Below are 18,185 nucleotides of genomic sequence, written 5' to 3' on the forward strand. Positions count from 1 at the left end.
CCTCAAAATCAATTGCCTAACGTCATTGTATTTACTTTGTGGTCATTCATTGCTCAGTTTCATTTATTTAGCATCACGATAAATGACCAACAAAATAATTCCTCAATTAAGCTTACTGTTTATGCTTCTTCTCTATGAGGGTTACGCACATCTTCCATCCAGTTCATATAAGGTTGGCCTTCAGAGCGTTCATCCATGGTGATACAATCATCAACTGGGCAAGTGATTTCACATAAATTACATCCCACACAGTTATCATCAATAATACCGAAAGTATTAGTACCATCATCATTAGAGGTTACTGTAATAGCTTGATGCGACGTATCTTCACAAGCTTGGTAGCAACGACCACACCCAATACATTTATCTTCATCAATGGTCGCAACCACTTTGTAGTTCATGTTGAGCTTTTTCCAATCGGTGGTGTTGGGAACCGCTAAGCCTTTAAAGTCATTAATATTTTCGTAGCCTTTACTGTCCATCCAATTTGAAAGGCCTTCTTTCATTTCTTCGACAATATTAAAACCGTAAATCATCGCGGCAGTACACACCTGTACTGAGCCTGCACCTAATGCAATAAATTCTGCAGCATCTTTCCAATTACCAATGCCGCCAATACCAGAAATAGGCAGACCCGCTGTCTCAGGATCGCGCGCAATTTCACTGGTCATGCTAAGTGCAATCGGCTTTACAGCAGGGCCGCAATAACCACCATGCGTACTCTTACCGTCAACCATAGGTCGCGCAGCCATCGCATCTAGGTCGATACCCGTGATTGAATTAATCGTATTGATCAGCGAAACCGCATCCGCTCCACCACTTTTAGCGGCACGAGCAGGAAGACGTACATCGGTAATATTAGGTGTTAATTTAACAATAACTGGCATTTTACTGTGCTGTTTACACCAGCGAGTCACCATTTCAACATACTCTGGCACTTGTCCAACGGCTGCGCCCATACCACGTTCAGGCATACCATGTGGACAACCAAAGTTAAGCTCAACACCGTCCGCGCCCGTTGCTTCAACGAGTTTGAGAATACGTTTCCAGACTTGCTCTTCACAGGGCATCATTAAAGACACCACTAATGCACGATCTGGCCAGCGTTTTTTAACCTCTGTAATTTCACGTAAATTGATTTCTAAACTACGGTCGGTGATTAATTCAATATTATTAAAACCTGATACATCACCGTTATGGTCGTAAAGTGCAGAGTAACGAGAAGACACATTTACCGCTGCTGGGTCTTCACCTAATGTTTTCCACACCACACCGCCCCAACCTGCTTCATAAGCACGTTCAACGTTATACGCTTTATCCGTTGGTGGCGCTGATGCCAGCCAAAATGGGTTAGGAGATTTAATACCTACGAAGTCAATTGATAAGTCAGCCATGTTATTTCTCCCTGTTATGCGCTAAGTGCTGTTGCTAATGGTGTAGTGATTGAGACATTAAGTTGCTCATTGATTGCGATTGCGGCTAACTTTCCTTGTTGTACCGCTTCAACAGTAAGATCTTGGCCGACACCAGTACAATCTCCACCAGCAAATACGCCATCAATACTGGTTAATTGGTTGTGAAACGTAGCGATTTTTCCGTTACTAATCGTAGGAATTAATTGTTCTGCATCTGGGTAAGCCATTTTTTGACCTACCGCTTTAAAAATAGCGCTACACGCAACGTCAAACTGCACATCACCGCCTTTAAGTTTGCCATCTTCTAAATAAGTTTTACGAAAGCTCATGCCTGTTACTTTACCGTTATCATCGACATCGATGCTTTCTGGCTGGCTCCATGTTTTTATTCTGACTTGATGGTTTTTAGCAATTTGTTGCTCATGCTTTGTTGCACTCATTTGCTCTTCGCCACGGCGATAAACTAACGTCACTTCTTCCGTCCCTAAACGTTTTAACTGACAAGCAATATCAATCGCTGTATTACCAGCACCAATAACAACCGCACTATCTTTAGGAATATCTAACTGCTCAAGATCTGTTGCTTGACGTAGTTCTTTAATATAATCAACAGAGTTAATCACCATCTCATTGTCTTCGTTATCTAAATACAATGACGAGGTATCCTGTAAACCAATACTTAAAAACACCGCATCAAAATCTTCTTTCAATTGGTCAAGACTAATATCTCGACCCAATGCAGTTTCATAGTGCACAGTAATACCGCCAATGCTTAAAATGAAATCAACTTCTTTTTGTGCAAAGTTTTCAGTCAGTTTATATTTAGCAATACCGTACTCATTTAAACCGCCGGCTTTATCTTCGGCTTCAAAGACCTCTACATCATTACCTAGTAATGACAGACGATGAGCACAACTTAACCCTGCAGGCCCTGCACCCACTACCGCAATTCGTTTACCTGTCGATGCGGCACGTTCAAAGGGGTGGCCTTCAAATTCTGCATTATCCGTTGCGTGACGTTGCAACAAACCAATTCTTACTGGGGCTTTCTCTTCTTCTTTATTTCTAACACAAGCTTGTTCGCATAGAATTTCAGTAGGACAAACTCGCGCACAGCTGCCGCCCATGATATTTTCTTTGTAAATAGTTTTTGCAGCACCCGTCAGGTCATCTGCGTGTATACTAGCGATAAAACTAGGTATATTAATTTTAGATGGGCACGCTTTAATGCAGGGAGCATCGTAGCAATAATAACAACGAGAACTTTCAATACCTGCTTGGCGGGCACTGAGGGCGGGGTTAATGTCTTTAAACATCTGATTTAATGCCAGTTGTTGTTGCGAATAATTTACTGAATTGTCCATATTCATCACGATGATCTCTCCTGTTGGTAATTAATGATCAGCCAGTGTCTAAGTGTTAATTTAAGTTTGAGTTACTATTAAGACAATGCAATCAACAAGCCAACTAACTGACCACAGGGTCAACAAGTTAGATCAAAAAAACAAACTAACAGTTAAGCTTTTGTTTTATATGAAATAAATATAAATATAATTTTTCTTAGAATTAACCAGCCGAAAAGAGAATAATTATCACTATTATTTACAGATAAAAATATGAGATGATGTCGCACCATAAAGTCCACTATTGCGACAAAACAGTGCAGAGAAAACTAAATGAAAGAAAATAAAAAAGTCAGTACTACACGTCGTAAATCAGCAGACATTCGTAAAGATAACCTGCAGCTTATTCTGTCTGTTGCGGAGCAGCGCTTTGCTGAATATGGATATAATGGCACCACCATTTCATCTATTGCAGATCAAGCACAGTTGCCAAAATCTAATATTCTCTATTATTTCAAGACAAAAGAAGTGTTATATAAAGAAGTCTTAACTCAGATTCTCAAAATTTGGTTAGTAGACATGGAAGAAATGAGTGCAGACCAACACCCAAGGGAAGCGCTTAGACACTACATTATCCTTAAAGTGAAACAGTCTAAAGATCACTCAAATGCCTCTAGAATCTTTGCTTCAGAGCTTCTACACGGCGCTCCTTTCCTACGTGAAAAGCTACAAACAGACTTAAAAGTTCAATTCATGAAAACCTGTCAGGTATTTCGAGAATGGATAGCAAAACAGTGGATGAATCCAATCAGTCCCGAGCATCTATTATTTATGATTTGGTCATCAACCCAAGCGTATGCCGACTATGGTTTACAAAGTAGTATTTTGATGGGTAAAACTGAATTAGATGAAAGTGATTTTGAAACAGGGGCTGAATTAATTACGCAGGTCGTCTTAAAAGGTTGTGGTGTTAAGCTACTTTAAAGCGATTTAAATAAAGTAACAGTAAGTGAATAAATAAAGCTAACTTACTGTTACTTAAAAGATAATAAACAATACAAATTATATAAAATGTTCTATATAAGATATTCTATATGAAGCGATCAATATAAAATGGCCAATACAAAATGACCAATTCAAAATGAATCATCTAGACTAAACTACTTCCGCCATCGTCAGCATGGCATTTAACAAGACTGAACAACCCCCTTCACACTCTTCTTGTGTTGTACTCTCAATTTCATTATGACTAATACCATTTAAACATGGTGTGAAAATCATACTCGTTGGTGCAAAATCTGAGACATAACAAGCATCATGCCCAGCACCTGCAATAATATCCATGTGGCTATAACCCAAGTCCACAGCGGCTTTGCGAACGGCATCTACACATTCAGTGTTAAAATGAATAGGCTCATAATACCAAAATGGGTCGAGTTCAACCGATACGCCAGTCGCTTCTATTTCAGCAATTGCTTCTGTTAGTTCTTTATCCATCAAGGTTAACTCACCATCAATAGGATGACGTAAGTCGATACTCATCGAAATAGAGCCAGGAATGGTATTACGAGAATTAGGAGTCACTTGCATAAAACCAACAGTACCGCACCCAGGTGGATGTGCTTTAGCAATTTCCTCTACCTTTAATACTAACTGTGAACTTGCGATTAATGCATCGTTACGTAAATGCATCGGCGTTGTGCCCGCATGTGACTCACGCCCTATTAACGTTGCGTTATACCAACGCTGGCCTTGCCCACCCGTCACTATACCCACTTGTTTTTCTTCAGCTTCTAAGTAAGGCCCTTGTTCGATATGCGCTTCAAAAAAAGCATGGAAGTCACGTCCTGTTACCGGTGTTTCACCAGCAAACCCTATGCGTTCTAATTCATCACCTAAACGTAAGCCATCTACATCGGTTTTATCTAAAATTTCTTCAAGCGTAAAACGACCCGATACAACACCCGAGCCCATCATCGCCGGTGCAAATCGAGAACCTTCTTCATTGGTCCAGACCGAGATTTCGATGGGATATTTAGTTTTAATCCCTTGATCGTTCATTGAACGAACGACTTCTAGCCCTGATAACACACCATAAACACCGTCAAATTTACCGCCGGTAGGTTGTGTATCAAGATGACTACCGGTACCGACTGGCGGCAAACTCATATCTTCACCAGGACGTGTACACATAATATTACCAATAGCATCAACCTTAACAGTACAACCCGCTTCTTCGGCCCACTTTATATAGAGTTCTCTTCCTTGTTTATCTAAATCGGTTAATGCAAGGCGACAACATCCACCTTTTGCAGTGCCCCCTATTTTGGCCATTTCCATCAAACTATCCCATAGACGATCACTATTAATTTTTAACGCTTCCATGATTGACTCCAATAAAGTTGAATTAACCTATATTCCATAAAAGAACATAATCAACAAAACATAATGCAAAATACTGACCAACAGGACAGGAATATTTTATTTAGATTAAAGCCTGTATTTAAAAGGCTTTGAGTATAAAACAATGTACAAAGTTTTATATTGACCGATAACAGTACAAAATTAACGCACCAAATGAGGGAGTAAATGCGCTAAAAATGAGCAAGATGTACTTTACATCTTCACCTCAACCCCAACAATAATAGCAACCAAAGAAGCTAACGCATAAGCAGACACGGCCTTTTACATGAAAAAGTAGTCCAATTGGTCAACTAGTTTGTTATTGGCTTGTTAATTGCACCCTCATTAATAGACATGCAGATTGTTATAAAAGTTGATGGAAATGACGGCTTTAAAACATGCCACCAAATGACAGCAACCAACAATTAGCACTTTAATTATTTTAACTATTTCAAAAAGTGCAATACCCGCACTATCACGGAGGATTGAGTCACTATGAATTTATTAATAAAAGGCGGCAAACTAGTTAATGCAGATAACAGTATCTTTGCTGATGTTTATTGTGAGAATGGCATCATTAAAGCAATAGGTCATGACCTCGAGACAGCTCAAGATACTGAAGTCATCGATGCGAGGGGTAAATTAGTCATGCCAGGCGGCATCGACCCACATACTCACATGCAACTACCTTTCATGGGTACCGTCGCTAGTGAAGACTTTTACTCAGGTACAGCGGCAGGCTTAGCGGGCGGTACCACAATGATCATCGATTTTGTGATTCCAAGTCCACAACAACCTTTAATGGAAGCTTTTGAAACCTGGAAAGGTTGGGCATCGCGCTCAGTAGCAGATTACTCGTTTCACGTAGCAGTCACATGGTGGGATGATTCAGTGTCAGAGGATATGAAAACCTTAGTAGAAGAAGAAGGAGTTAATAGCTTTAAGCACTTCATGGCTTACAAAAATGCGATCATGGCTGAAGATGAAACCTTGATAAACAGCTTTAACCGTTGTTTAGAACTAGGCGCAATGCCAACAGTGCACGCAGAAAACGGTGAATTAGTGCATCACCTGCAACAAAAAATGTTAGCCGCAGGCATCACCGGCCCAGAAGCTCATCCACAATCAAGACCGCCAGAAGTAGAAGGCGAAGCCTCTAACCGAGCAATACGTATTGCACAATCAATCGGTATCCCACTGTATTTAGTCCATGTTTCTTGTAAAGAAGCGATTGATGAAATTGCACGCGCAAAATCTGAAGGACAACGTGTTTACGGCGAATGTTTAGCGGGCCATTTAGAGTTAGATGACAGCGTTTATAGCAACCCAGATTGGGCAACAGCAGCGGCACATGTTATGAGCCCTCCTTTCCGACCTAAAGGTCATCAAGAAGCATTATGGAAAGCGTTACAAGGCGGTACGATTCAAACTACAGCCACTGACCATTGTTGTTTCTGCGAAGACCAAAAAGCCATGGGTAAAGACAACTTTACGCAAATACCCAACGGTACAGCAGGTGTTGAAGACAGATTAATGGTGTTATGGGATTCAGGCGTGAACAAAGGACGTTTAACTGAAAATGAGTTTGTAGGCGTGACCTCTACTAATACCGCTAAAATATTTAACCTTTACCCTCAAAAAGGTTGCATAGCCGTTGGTTCAGATGCAGATATCGTGATTTGGGATGCACAGAAAGAACATACCCTTTCCGCTAAAACGCACCATCAAAAAATCGACTTCAATATATTTGAAGGTCGCACCGTCGTCGGTTCCCCTTACATCACTATTAGCCAAGGGAAAGTGGTCTTTAAAGACGGAAAATTAAACGTAGAAGAAGGAGCTGGTCGCTACATTAAACGTCCTGCGTTCCCTACTATTTTTGAAGCGGTCAATAAATACAACCAAACAAACGCACCTTATAAAGTTGAACGTTAATTTCCCTATTAACAAGGCAATAATTGACGAGTTAAAAGTGAGTAAGATAAAAAATTAACAAGATAAGAGAGGTAATATGTTAGCAGTTGCAGAACAAACCACACTGACAGAGCCGAGCCTAACTGTTAAGCCAAAACGTGAAATGATATCTGTGCAGGACTTATCATTAGTATTCCCAAGTAAGGATGGTGATGTCCACGCATTATCTAATATTAACTTAAGCATCAAAAGTGGCGATTTTGTCTCTTTCATTGGCCCCTCTGGCTGCGGAAAAACCACCTTATTAAGGGTCATTGCGGATTTAGAGCGCCCAACATCAGGTAGCCTTAAAGTGAATGGTACTGATGCAGAAGATGCGCGTTTAAATCGTCTATACGGCTATGTTTTTCAAGCACCTGCGTTATTGCCTTGGCGTAATATCAAACAAAACTGTGCACTGCCTATGGAGATATCAAAACAGTCTGATGCGCATAAAAATAAGCAGATTGATAAATATCTACAAATGGTTGGGCTACAGGATTTTCATAATAAATTCCCTTGGCAGCTTTCAGGCGGCATGCAGCAACGTGCATCAATAGCACGTGCGCTATGCCTTAATCCAGACCTATTACTGATGGATGAACCTTTTGGTGCGCTCGATGAAATAACCCGTGATCACATGAATATTGAGCTACTGCGTATTTGGAGTGAAACACAAAAAACCGTGGTGTTTGTGACTCATTCCATTGATGAAGCCGTCTTACTATCAACGCATATTGTAGTGATGTCTCCACGTCCAGGGCGAATACTAAAAGTCATTGAAAGCCCACTACCAAGGCTCAAAACATTGGCATTAAGAGACAGACCAGAGTTTCATGCATTAGCCAGTGAGATTCGATCTGCACTCGCACACGAGCATGCTATCGACTAGTTTTCAGTCTAAAGGAGTAGACAAAAATGAAGCAAAAATTATTCTCTTTTGTCAGTTTATTCACCATAGTGATCGCGATATGGTATCTGGCTGCGTTGATTATGAATGGCAATCAACTGATTAATAACTTGGAACGAAAAGGCCAAACCTGGACCTATCAACAAGTAATATCTCAAGCCTATGAAGTAAAAAGGCCGATGTTGCCTGCTCCCCATCAAGTGGGTCAAGAGTTGATAAAATCGATAATTGATAAACCGGTGACGTCTAAACGTTCGCTTATTTTTCATGCACAAATAACCCTTAACTCAACGCTGTTAGGTTTTGTATTTGGGTCATTACTCGGCATCTTGATCGCCGTCGGTATCGTTAATAATAAAACCTTAGAATCGAGTTTAATGCCTTGGGTTATCGCCTCTCAAACCATTCCCATTTTAGCAATTGCACCTATGGTTGTGGTCGTACTCGGTGCCATCAATATTACAGGTGTGATCCCTAAAGCTATCATTTCCATGTATCTATCCTTCTTTCCGGTCACTATCGCCATGGTGAAAGGATTACGTTCATCAGACAAATTACACGAAGAATTAATGCACACCTATAGCGCAAGTGCCAAAGACATTTTTTGGAAACTACGTTGGTATTCCGCGCAACCCTATCTGTTTGCAAGTTTAAAAGTAGCCATAGCAGCGGCATTAGTGGGTGCGATTGTGGCAGAACTTCCAACGGGGGCACAAGGTGGTTTAGGCGCACGTTTATTAAGTGGCTCTTATTACGGACAAACGGAACAAATATGGGCAGCGTTAATTGTCGCAGCGACATTAGGCTCAATATTAGTTTGGTTAGTGGGACTTGCTGAAAAAGTATTATTACGTCGTCGAGGAGAACTTACTCATGCTTAACTTGCTCATGCTTAATTCAACTAAACCGAACTCGTTCATGTCTCAAAGCCTAAAGAACACTCTTTATATCGCGTTAATATTATCACAGGTGATCATCGTCGCGACCAGTGAGATTGGTTTCTACAAAAACTTACCGCTACTGATTTTAGTATTAATTGCAGCTGCTTTTAGTATGGCAATGTTACTCGGACAATTGACAAACCTAGAGGGAAAGTACAAATCGATTAAAGCCCTTATTCCAACCTTATTTGCTTTTATGCTCTTATTGACTTGGGAAAGCGTCATCAAAGGTTATGCCGTTTCACCGATTTTAATGCCCGCGCCAAGTAATATTTTCAATGCCTTAATTAATAATATCCCTATGTTATGGGCTGACTTTAAACAGACATACTTAAAGGCCGTATTAGCAGGTTATATTATCGGTTGTTCATCGGGTTTTATTGTTGCGCAATGGGCTGCAAGAAGCCAAGTATTGCGTGATGGTCTAATGCCCTTGGGTAACTTTATGTCTGCGATTCCGATAGTCGGTATCGCCCCAATCATGGTGATGTGGTTTGGTTTTGACTGGCAATCTAAAGCCGCTGTTATTGTGGTAATGACTTTCTTTCCGATGTTTATTAATACACTCACGGGCTTACAGTCAACCGATGCATTACATAAAGATTTAATGCATACCTATGCGGCTAAAAAATCACAAATATTCTTTAAAAATCAATTACCCCACGCCCTACCGTTTATTTTTAATGCTTTAAAGCTTAACTCCGCTTTAGCGTTAATAGGCGCCATTGTTGCCGAGTTTTTTGGTACGCCAATTGTAGGCATGGGATTCAGAATTTCGACTGAAGTTGGTCGAATGAATATGGACTTAGTATGGGCCACGATTGTAGTGGCGGCTATTGCAGGTTCATTAAGTTATGGGGCACTTGCCTTATTAGAAAAATCATTACTGTTTTGGCACCCCTCGTACCGAGAAGGTAATAACAGTCGTTAATGTCATCCTATTAATAGAAAAGGGAATACACTATGAAAAGAACACTAATCACACTCGCAACTGGTGCCGCTTTATTGGCATCAAGCTTCAGTGCTAGCGCAGCAGACAAACTCACATTGCAGCTTAAGTGGGTTACTCAGGCGCAATTTGCAGGTTATTACACCGCATTAGAAAAAGGCTTTTACAAGGACGAAGGACTAGACTTCACGATTAAACCAGGCGGACCAGATATCGCTCCCGCTCAAGTATTAGCAGGTGGCGGTGCCGATGTCATTGTCGACTGGTTGCCTTCAGCTTTAGCCACTAGGGAGAAAGGACTGCCTATGGTGAATATTGCTCAGGTTTATGCAAAATCGGGCATGATGTTAACCTGTTTAAAATCAAGTGGCATCAAAACGGCCGCTGACTTTAAAGGTAAAACATTAGGTGTTTGGTTCTTTGGTAATGAATACCCATTCTTAAGCTGGATGTCTCAACTTGGCTACCCAACGACAGGCGGTGACGATGGCGTAACCGTACTTAAACAAGGCTTTAATGTTGACCCAATTTTCCAAGGACAAGCAGATTGTGTTTCAACCATGACTTACAATGAATACGGCCAAATCATGGACGGCGGTTTAACACCTGAAGAATTAGTGTTATTTAAATATGAAGAAGAAGGTGTCGCTACATTAGAAGACGGTTTATACGTTTTAGAAGAAGATTTAAAAGATGCTAAAAAAGTAGAAAACTACGCTAAATTCTTAAAAGCCTCATTAAAGGGTTGGAAATGGGCAGCGGAACACCCTAAAGAAGCGGCAATGATCGTATTAGAATACGATGATACCGGCGCACAAACAGAGCATCACCAAACACGTATGATGACCGAAGTAGCAAAACTATTGGGTTCAGGTCCAGAAATGGGTTATTTAGATCCGATTGCCTTTGATCGTACAGTGGGTATTTTACTTAACAGTGAATCAGCACCCGTTATTACTAAAAAACCTGTGAACGCTTATTCGCATATCGTATTTGATAAATACAAAGAGCTTTAAGACTTAAATTCAAGCTTCTTTAAAAATCGAAGTACAGCTTAATCAAAAGCAGTTTAAGGTTTGAAAAACGATATAAAACACCGAGCCTAAAACGTTCGGTGTTTTTGTTTTCATTCATAGTGATTATAAAGAGTGGCTTTACGGACTATTTACTAGTATTAAATTCAAGTAAAAATTTAATGGCTTATCGCTTTATGACTTAATAGCTCTTATTAATAGTTTTGATCAATGGTACGAAATGTCAGATTAATACGCGCGGTTGTGACCTTCTTAGTCGGTGGTAATCGATGCAACCAATGGGTTTGTGTTTCACCTTTCATCACTAATAAACTGCCATGTTGTAAAAATAGCGAGGTCGTTTCTTGACTCACTTTATGCTTAAAAGAAAACTTACGTTCTGCACCAAAACTTAATGAAGCAATCGCCCCATTCTTTTGTAAGTCTGTTTCACCATCATGGTGCCAAGCCATGCCCTCTTCCCCATTATTATAGAGGTTTAATAAACAGGAATTAAACTGATGCCCGGTTGCTTCTTCCACTCCCTTTTTTAATGCAAGTAGCTCTGGTGTCCAAGGTAAGGCGACTTTAGTCATATTAGAATACGTGTAATTAAAAGACTCGTTGGCATACCAAGCCACCTTTCTCTTCGTCACAATCACTTCGCCTAATACATTGACTTGGTCATGCTTCCATTGGATGGTATTAAGCAACACATCAAAGTAATCATTCGCTTCATCAAAAGGAATTAACAACCCATGGTACTCGACAATCCCATCGTAATTGATGATATTAATAGGTGTGTCTTCAAGAGCTGAAAATAAGTCCATGTTGTACATTTTATTTCCTATTTAAGCTTATTATTGAATATTAACTGATGTGTTATTGGCATAGGAAAGTGTAAAGAATTCTATAAGCAGCGGCAATCTAAAATGGTAAATGGTAAATAATGAATATTAAGTGATGAATAACGAAAAAGACCCACCAGTAAATAATCACTGATAGGTCTTAGCCGTTTAGAAAATATTCCAAAAGACAGCAAACTAAAGTTTCTAGCTTTGGTCGTTTTTTACCTTATATCGCTTTCTAACTTTTATCGCTTTCTAACTTTTACCGTTTTCTACCTAATACACTTTTATATTCTATGTTTAATCGTTGTATCGTTGTATCGTTGTATCGTTAATAGTTAAGGCGTAACTGACACTTCAATCGGTGTATAGCAAACTGTTGATGAAGCTTCTTCACCGTACAAACTAAGCGAGTCTGCTGCACAAATATCCTGTGACACACCCAATCGACCATCACTACCAGAACCCCAAGCATAAACAACATTCTCTTTAGTCACCGCAAAATGGTGAGAGGTATTTGCGCTAAAAGAAACAATAAAAGGTTCATCTAAAGCAGCGACTTTAATAGGTTGCACTGATACCAGACGTTCAATACCTGAGTCATCAACTTCATAACCATTACCGAAGTAACCTGTTCCCATATCACCCCAAGAGTAAATATCACCATTCAAGCTAATTGCCTGTGCATTACGACTTCCGCCTTGAAAACCTATCATTCGGTCACTTCCCATGGCATCAGATCCTGTCGATAAGTTAACAATAACTTCAGGTATCAAAACATTTTCAATATCAGAGACTTTATATATAGAGCCACTAAGCGTTGCAGTACCTTGTGCCAACGCACCATAGCCATTATAACCCCAGCCATATACCGTCCCTGCATTATCGACAGCTAAACCAAAGTCAGCACCTGCTTCAACTGCAATGATATCTTTACCTTCAAGAATTTTTAATGGCGTAGAGCGATCCACACTAACACTGCCGTCACCAAGCTCACCATTACTTGAGTTATTTCCCCAAGAATATACATCCCCATTTTCAGTCAAGGCATAAACATGATGATCTCGTACTGCAACATCTACAATTACCTCATCGTCAGGAATAAGTACTAAACCAAATGTACTTTGATCGTCAGACGAATCTTCAGAACGACCTAATTGTAAATTGCCATTATCGCCGGCTGAATAAACCTTTCCTGAACGTGTCACAACATAGCTACTTGAGGTACCAGAAGTTGCATATACTGCTAATTCGTCATCGGGCAAAGTCACTTCGACAGGGACAGTCACTGGGCTTTCATTGCCAGTACCTAACTCGCCACTATAATTAGGGCCGAAAACAAACAATCTCCCTTCGCTAGTCACTAATGCACCATCAACTTGATCAGTAGACACACTGTTAAACGTTAAAGTATCATCTGATAACGTCACCCAACCCGTGTTGGCATTATAAAGGCCGTATTGACGTGCGATATTACCTTCGATATAACATTCATTTTCTTCATCGGTTAAGGTATCTCTTCCTTCTTCATCAAGCTCAGTGCCCGGTTCAAGATCTTGATCAGATTCACGACCTAATTTATTGCGTAACTCACTACCACAATAACGGCTAGGCGATTCCGCATACACAATACCCGCATAGTTTTCACCGAAACTAAAAGGCTTTCCTTCTTCAGATAATCCTAGAGTATGGTGGTTACCGGCAGACATCATGATCGTATTATCAAAGTTCATCCATTTCAAATAAGCATAAACTTTAGCATCCCCTAATCCATTGGTTATCGCTGAGTATTCAATATCAGAAATACTAGCAAACTCAGTGCTAGTTTCATTTAATCCTGCCGTATCCAAGGTTAACCCGTTATAAACATCGTTATCATCAAGCGAGATCATCGCTTTTAATAATTTTACGGTTTGAGTTTCTTGAAACCTTTCTTCTCCGACTAAAGAGGCTAACGTAATTTGAGCACTCGCTTCAACAGTTGAAAGACGATAGTCACCTAAGCTAAAGGTAATACTTTCACCATCTCGGTATTCAAATGAACCTAATTCATCGGTCGAACCAGAAAGTGTATCTGTTTGATAACTTAATCCTGAAACAGGTACATTTAATTGTCCGCTCACAACGGCTGCTTCTTCAGTCGTTGTGTCATTACAAGCAGCAGTTAAAGCTGCAACGGAACACAGTACAAACGCTTTCGTTAATCTTATATCCATATAATTTCTATCTTACACCTTAAAGTAAATGATAATCACTCGTATTATATTTTATAAAATATATTAAATCCAACTTTTTATTTAAATTGAATCAATAGGTTATAAGCACTCAACATCAAGGAGAGAAAGTCATCATTAAAGGGAAGCGTTTAGCAGTAGATTAGAAATTGTTTTTATACGTAAAATTGAAATAACATACCTAGAGGGAATGATATAAGTAAATTCATTAAGCATAATGGCACTGATACATGAAGGATATCAGTGCTATTTCATTCAATAGAAAAACAGTTGATTAATCTTGAATGAAAGAAATAATAATAATTACAAACGTCATCAGTTATTAAATATCGCTTATTCATACCACTAAATATAGGGTCAAACACTAGTAAATATAAGTATAAGCACTAGGTAATCATTACCGTCTAGATAACTTGTTGTACACAAATAACGAGAGAAAAATAATTGCAGCACCAATGAGTTTTTGAATTTCAACTATCTCGCCTAACACCGTAATGCTTAATAATAACGTCCAAATCGGCTCTAAAATCATAATTAATGACGCGGTTTCTATTTTGATTGAAAATTGTCCAAGTGTTTGAAATAAATAACGAATAGAGGTCGCGATCAAAGTAGATATCACAAACCAAACAATAACCGAAGAAGTGAGCTGCAGATGAATTTCTTGTGTTAAGAAAACGTAAATAGCACTCAATACCCCGACAGTAAATAACTGTAAAAATATCGAAGCAATCGGCTTAACAGTTCCCGTCACGCGTTTATTAAAGACAAAATGCACAGAAAAAAGCGCCGATGACAGCAAAAAACATAATTGGCTTTTTTCAACCTGCCAACCGTTTGATAATGTCATTAACATCATGCCCACAACGGAAATAGGTAAAGCAAGCCAAAAAGCTCTATTGGGTTTTTCTCGAAAAAATAACCATGCAGTAAAAGGCGCAATGATCATTGCTAAACTCATAATAAAGGCCCCTTCCGACAGGCTATTACTGATTGAGATAGCATAAATCCATACTTGAATACCCAGTGTTAACATTAAACCAACACCACATACCGACAGCACTTGTTTTAAGTTTAAACGAAACACATGTTTATAGCAGAACGGTAATAAAATAAGGCTAGCAATAAAAAATCGAGACATAATGAACACATCACCTTGCACCCCTTCAATCACTAATTTAGAGGCAATCCAACCAATCGCGGCGAGTAACGTTGCCATTAATAAATGAAATTCACCGCGCATCACTGTTCTCTTTTATTATTCGTAAAAAACAAAAAGCAACCGAACATAAATGTCAGGTTGCTATCATAGATATAGATTATATGGCGCTAGTCTAACTTAATTAATCTGCTAGTGAATAGTATATTTTCAGCTAAAAATTATTTTAAAAAGTATTAGTGAGTAAACCATCATCACTTCTTGTACTTTGGATAATCGGTTAAGCCATTTTCGGCGCCACCGAATAATGTATCAGGATCATGGGTTGCTAATGGATAGCCATGTTTAATGCGATTTGGTAAGTCTGGATTAGACACAAATGGACGTCCGAACCCAATCATATCTGCCAACCCACTGTTAATCGCTTGATCACCTTTTTCAGCATCATAACGTCCCGCGTAAATTAATGTACCTTGGTAAGCCGCGCGAATATTTTCTTTAAATGATACAGGCGTTTCAGGTGCATCGTCCCAATCCACTTCTGCAATGTGAATATACACAACGTTATAAGTATTCAACAAGGCAGCGGCTGCGCTATACGTTTCAATAGGCGTGTCATCTACCGTTCCATTCAATGACGTAAACGGCGCTAAACGCACACCGACACGATCTGCGCCAATAGCGTCAGCCATTGCCCTAACCACTTCACCCAGAAAACGTAGGCGATTTTCAATACTGCCACTATATTCATCGGTGCGATTATTAGCATTTGAATCAATAAATTGATTGATTAAATAACCATTGGCAGCATGTAGTTCAACACCATCAAATCCGGCTTCAAGTGCATTCAGTGCCGCTTGACGATATTCTTCAACAACCGCTTTAATATCTGCTTTCGTCATTTGACGAGGTTCAACTACGTCAACAAAACCAGGAGCGCCAACACCGTCATCAACAAATACTTTTACATTTTCGGCTTTTAAAGTAGACGAAGAAATCGGTTGAACGCCACCCGTGTTATCTGGATGCGAAACGCGGCCAACATGCCAAAGCTGAGCAAACATCACACCGCCCTTTTCATGCACGGCATCGGTTACTTTTTTCCAACCTGCAATTTGTGCTGCATTATAAATACCCGGTGTCCAAGCATAGCCTTGGCCCAATGCAGAAATTTGTGTGCCTTCGCTAATAATAAGCCCTGCACTTGCTCGCTGAGAATAGTACTCAGCCATGATGTCATTAGCTTCGTTACCCGGTTGTGTCGCACGAGAACGAGTCATCGGTGGCATCACAATACGATTTTTTAATAAAAATTGACCTAATTGGATTGGTTGAAATAGTGAATCAGTCATTATGATTTCCTTTATAAAGTCATTAAAATTCAAGCTTAAATTCAAGTAATTAGCTTTTTGAATGTGTATTAAAATAACCTTGTTTTTGGATAAAAAGTCATACAGCACGGCTATTTCAGCAAGCTTCTGTATTAGATTCTTCTCAATAACCAATTTTTTCATTAAGCAATACTTTTATTAACCAGAATTGACGTTAAATAAGCTTTAAAAATTTATCTACACGCATTGTTAAAAAATTCTTACTAAATTAATTACACATTAAAAAGCGTTTAAGCATTTTGATAGATACAAGATACGCTTATTATTAAGTGCTTTTAAATTATCATTAATTATCATAATGATAATTATTTGTTATGTGCTTTAAGGGGTCAGTTTTAAGAGTACGAGTTAAGAATATGCTCTGTAGGTATGATGTAGGGGATAGGTTAAGGAGATGGATAGTTTAAGGGGTGGATAACGTGGCTTTAAATCCAAATATTTTAAAAAGTGTCAATCCACATAAAAATGCACAACAAATTCAATCACCTTAGTTTTTAATAATAGTCAGTTGCATAGTTTTTGAATTCAACCTATTCTTCATACAATAATATAAAAAGGAATTTTAAAAATGAAAGACATGATCGTAAAAAATTATATGGATGTTAATTTTGCGAAGATTTATGAAGACATGCCAGTGATCACCGCTTCAATACAGCTCATTAAAAAAGAAGCGTTAGGCGGCCCTGTTATTGCCTCAGACAACACACTACTTGGTTGGATTTCAGAGCAAGAATGTTTACATGTCACCACTCAATTTGCTTACCACAACCAGCGAATCGGGCTAGTTCAAGACATCATGCGTAAAGAAGTGTTAAGCGTTAAAGCAGATCAAACGATTTTCTCATTAGCTGAAAAAATGGTGGGTCCACAACCTAAAACCTATCCAGTGATTAACAGTGACAATAAAGTGGTGGGCGTCATATCTCGTCGCCGTGTATTAAAAGCACTATTAGATAATAATTTTTAAGATGGGTTACGAATATCTTTAAGATAGTTTTAAGATGGGGTATGAATAGCTTTAAGGTAACTTTCAAATGGTTTTAAAGTCGCTTTTTGACAAACTAGCAGTCTAATTAGCTAATTAAGTTAGCTAATTAAGTTAGCTAATTAAGTTAGATTCTTAAAAAGCTCATTCACATGCTGAAAAACGTCTATTTACCCTAATGCCGATCAGTTAAGAAAATTAGTTGATTTTTAACTAAAGAAGATCAAAATCCTATAACTCAAAAGGTTATGGGATTTTTTTATGGAACTTTCAGAAGCACTCGCTCGCACTTCGATTAATCGTCTTACCGAATTCTCTTCGTTATCAGATATCCTAGAGCCAGATATTATTGAGTCTTGCCTGCAATCTAACGGTGTTGCGACGTTAAGAAAACGAAAGCTTCCAATGGATGCTATGATCTGGGCTGTCGTCGGTATGTCACTTTTTAGAACCGAGTCTGTTCGCCAACTTATTAACAAACTCGATATAGTATTACCTCAAGAAGTCGATTACGTCGCTAGAAGCGCTATAACACAGGCTCGCAAAAAACTAGGTAGCGATGTTGTCAAAGATGTTTTTCATCAAACCGCTCACACATGGCATAAACGTGCCGAGCATCCACAATGGTGTGGACTCAATTT

At 39.2% G+C, this 18,185-nt stretch carries 15 protein-coding genes; 8 read left to right on the forward strand and 7 right to left on the reverse strand.

Features of this window, described 5'->3' with window-relative positions; translation table 11 throughout:
* Positions 1 to 119 precede the first annotated feature (119 nt).
* Positions 120 to 1,394: an NAD-dependent dihydropyrimidine dehydrogenase subunit PreA gene (gene preA, locus Q0794_RS10260; protein WP_166369872.1), complete on the reverse strand. Its 1,275-nt coding sequence runs from the start codon at positions 1,392 to 1,394 to the stop codon at positions 120 to 122.
* Between the two features lie 14 nt (positions 1,395 to 1,408).
* On the reverse strand, positions 1,409 to 2,779 hold the full coding sequence (locus tag Q0794_RS10265; RefSeq protein WP_298941626.1) for an NAD(P)-dependent oxidoreductase: 1,371 nt from the start codon (positions 2,777 to 2,779) through the stop codon (positions 1,409 to 1,411).
* 312 nt (positions 2,780 to 3,091) lie between these two features.
* Here Q0794_RS10265 and Q0794_RS10270 point away from each other — a divergent pair, with 312 nt between their 5' ends.
* Positions 3,092 to 3,742, forward strand: a complete 651-nt coding sequence (locus Q0794_RS10270; protein WP_298941627.1) for a TetR family transcriptional regulator C-terminal domain-containing protein — start codon at positions 3,092 to 3,094, stop codon at positions 3,740 to 3,742.
* A gap of 171 nt (positions 3,743 to 3,913) precedes the next feature.
* Here Q0794_RS10270 and Q0794_RS10275 read toward each other — a convergent pair whose 3' ends face one another.
* Positions 3,914 to 5,143 (reverse strand): Zn-dependent hydrolase, encoded by a 1,230-nt coding sequence (locus Q0794_RS10275; RefSeq protein ID WP_298941628.1) that lies wholly within the window; start codon positions 5,141 to 5,143, stop codon positions 3,914 to 3,916.
* Positions 5,144 to 5,656: 513 nt separating this feature from the next.
* Between Q0794_RS10275 and hydA the strand changes: the two genes are divergently transcribed.
* From hydA to Q0794_RS10300, 5 genes are all read left to right on the forward strand, one after another.
* The gene (hydA, locus tag Q0794_RS10280; RefSeq protein WP_298941629.1) at positions 5,657 to 7,096 is read left to right on the forward strand and encodes a dihydropyrimidinase; all 1,440 of its coding nucleotides are present in this window, start codon (positions 5,657 to 5,659) and stop codon (positions 7,094 to 7,096) included.
* Between the two features lie 76 nt (positions 7,097 to 7,172).
* A complete protein-coding gene (locus tag Q0794_RS10285) occupies positions 7,173 to 8,006 on the forward strand; it encodes an ABC transporter ATP-binding protein (RefSeq protein WP_025565505.1) in 834 nt (277 codons plus the stop codon).
* Between the two features lie 26 nt (positions 8,007 to 8,032).
* Complete coding sequence (locus tag Q0794_RS10290) at positions 8,033 to 8,905, forward strand: ABC transporter permease (protein ID WP_298941630.1); 873 nt, start codon at positions 8,033 to 8,035, stop codon at positions 8,903 to 8,905.
* 37 nt (positions 8,906 to 8,942) lie between these two features.
* On the forward strand, positions 8,943 to 9,896 hold the full coding sequence (locus tag Q0794_RS10295) for an ABC transporter permease (RefSeq protein WP_298941631.1): 954 nt from the start codon (positions 8,943 to 8,945) through the stop codon (positions 9,894 to 9,896).
* Positions 9,897 to 9,928: 32 nt separating this feature from the next.
* Entirely contained in the window at positions 9,929 to 10,930 is a 1,002-nt protein-coding gene (locus Q0794_RS10300; RefSeq protein WP_298941632.1) for an ABC transporter substrate-binding protein, read from the forward strand.
* 212 nt (positions 10,931 to 11,142) lie between these two features.
* Here the strand turns inward: Q0794_RS10300 and Q0794_RS10305 are convergent, their stop codons facing one another.
* The 4 genes from Q0794_RS10305 to Q0794_RS10320 all read right to left on the reverse strand — a co-directional run bounded on the left by Q0794_RS10305 (position 11,143) and on the right by Q0794_RS10320 (position 16,520).
* A complete protein-coding gene (locus tag Q0794_RS10305; RefSeq protein ID WP_298941633.1) occupies positions 11,143 to 11,766 on the reverse strand; it encodes an alpha-ketoglutarate-dependent dioxygenase AlkB in 624 nt (207 codons plus the stop codon).
* A gap of 347 nt (positions 11,767 to 12,113) precedes the next feature.
* On the reverse strand, positions 12,114 to 13,991 hold the full coding sequence (locus Q0794_RS10310) for a hypothetical protein (protein WP_298941634.1): 1,878 nt from the start codon (positions 13,989 to 13,991) through the stop codon (positions 12,114 to 12,116).
* 415 nt (positions 13,992 to 14,406) lie between these two features.
* Entirely contained in the window at positions 14,407 to 15,252 is an 846-nt protein-coding gene (locus Q0794_RS10315; protein WP_298941635.1) for a DMT family transporter, read from the reverse strand.
* A gap of 170 nt (positions 15,253 to 15,422) precedes the next feature.
* On the reverse strand, positions 15,423 to 16,520 hold the full coding sequence (locus tag Q0794_RS10320) for an alkene reductase (RefSeq protein ID WP_298941636.1): 1,098 nt from the start codon (positions 16,518 to 16,520) through the stop codon (positions 15,423 to 15,425).
* Between the two features lie 607 nt (positions 16,521 to 17,127).
* Between Q0794_RS10320 and Q0794_RS10325 the strand changes: the two genes are divergently transcribed.
* Together Q0794_RS10325 and Q0794_RS10330 are read left to right on the forward strand one after the other, a co-directional pair.
* Positions 17,128 to 17,526, forward strand: coding sequence for a CBS domain-containing protein (locus Q0794_RS10325; RefSeq protein ID WP_298941637.1), 399 nt, complete (start codon positions 17,128 to 17,130; stop codon positions 17,524 to 17,526).
* Positions 17,527 to 17,805: 279 nt separating this feature from the next.
* Positions 17,806 to 18,185, forward strand: a 380-nt coding sequence (locus Q0794_RS10330; RefSeq protein ID WP_298941638.1) for a transposase domain-containing protein, incomplete at its 3' end; no start/stop codon positions are given.

The organism is uncultured Psychromonas sp., from assembly GCF_947489755.1.
GTDB lineage: Bacteria > Pseudomonadota > Gammaproteobacteria > Enterobacterales > Psychromonadaceae > Psychromonas.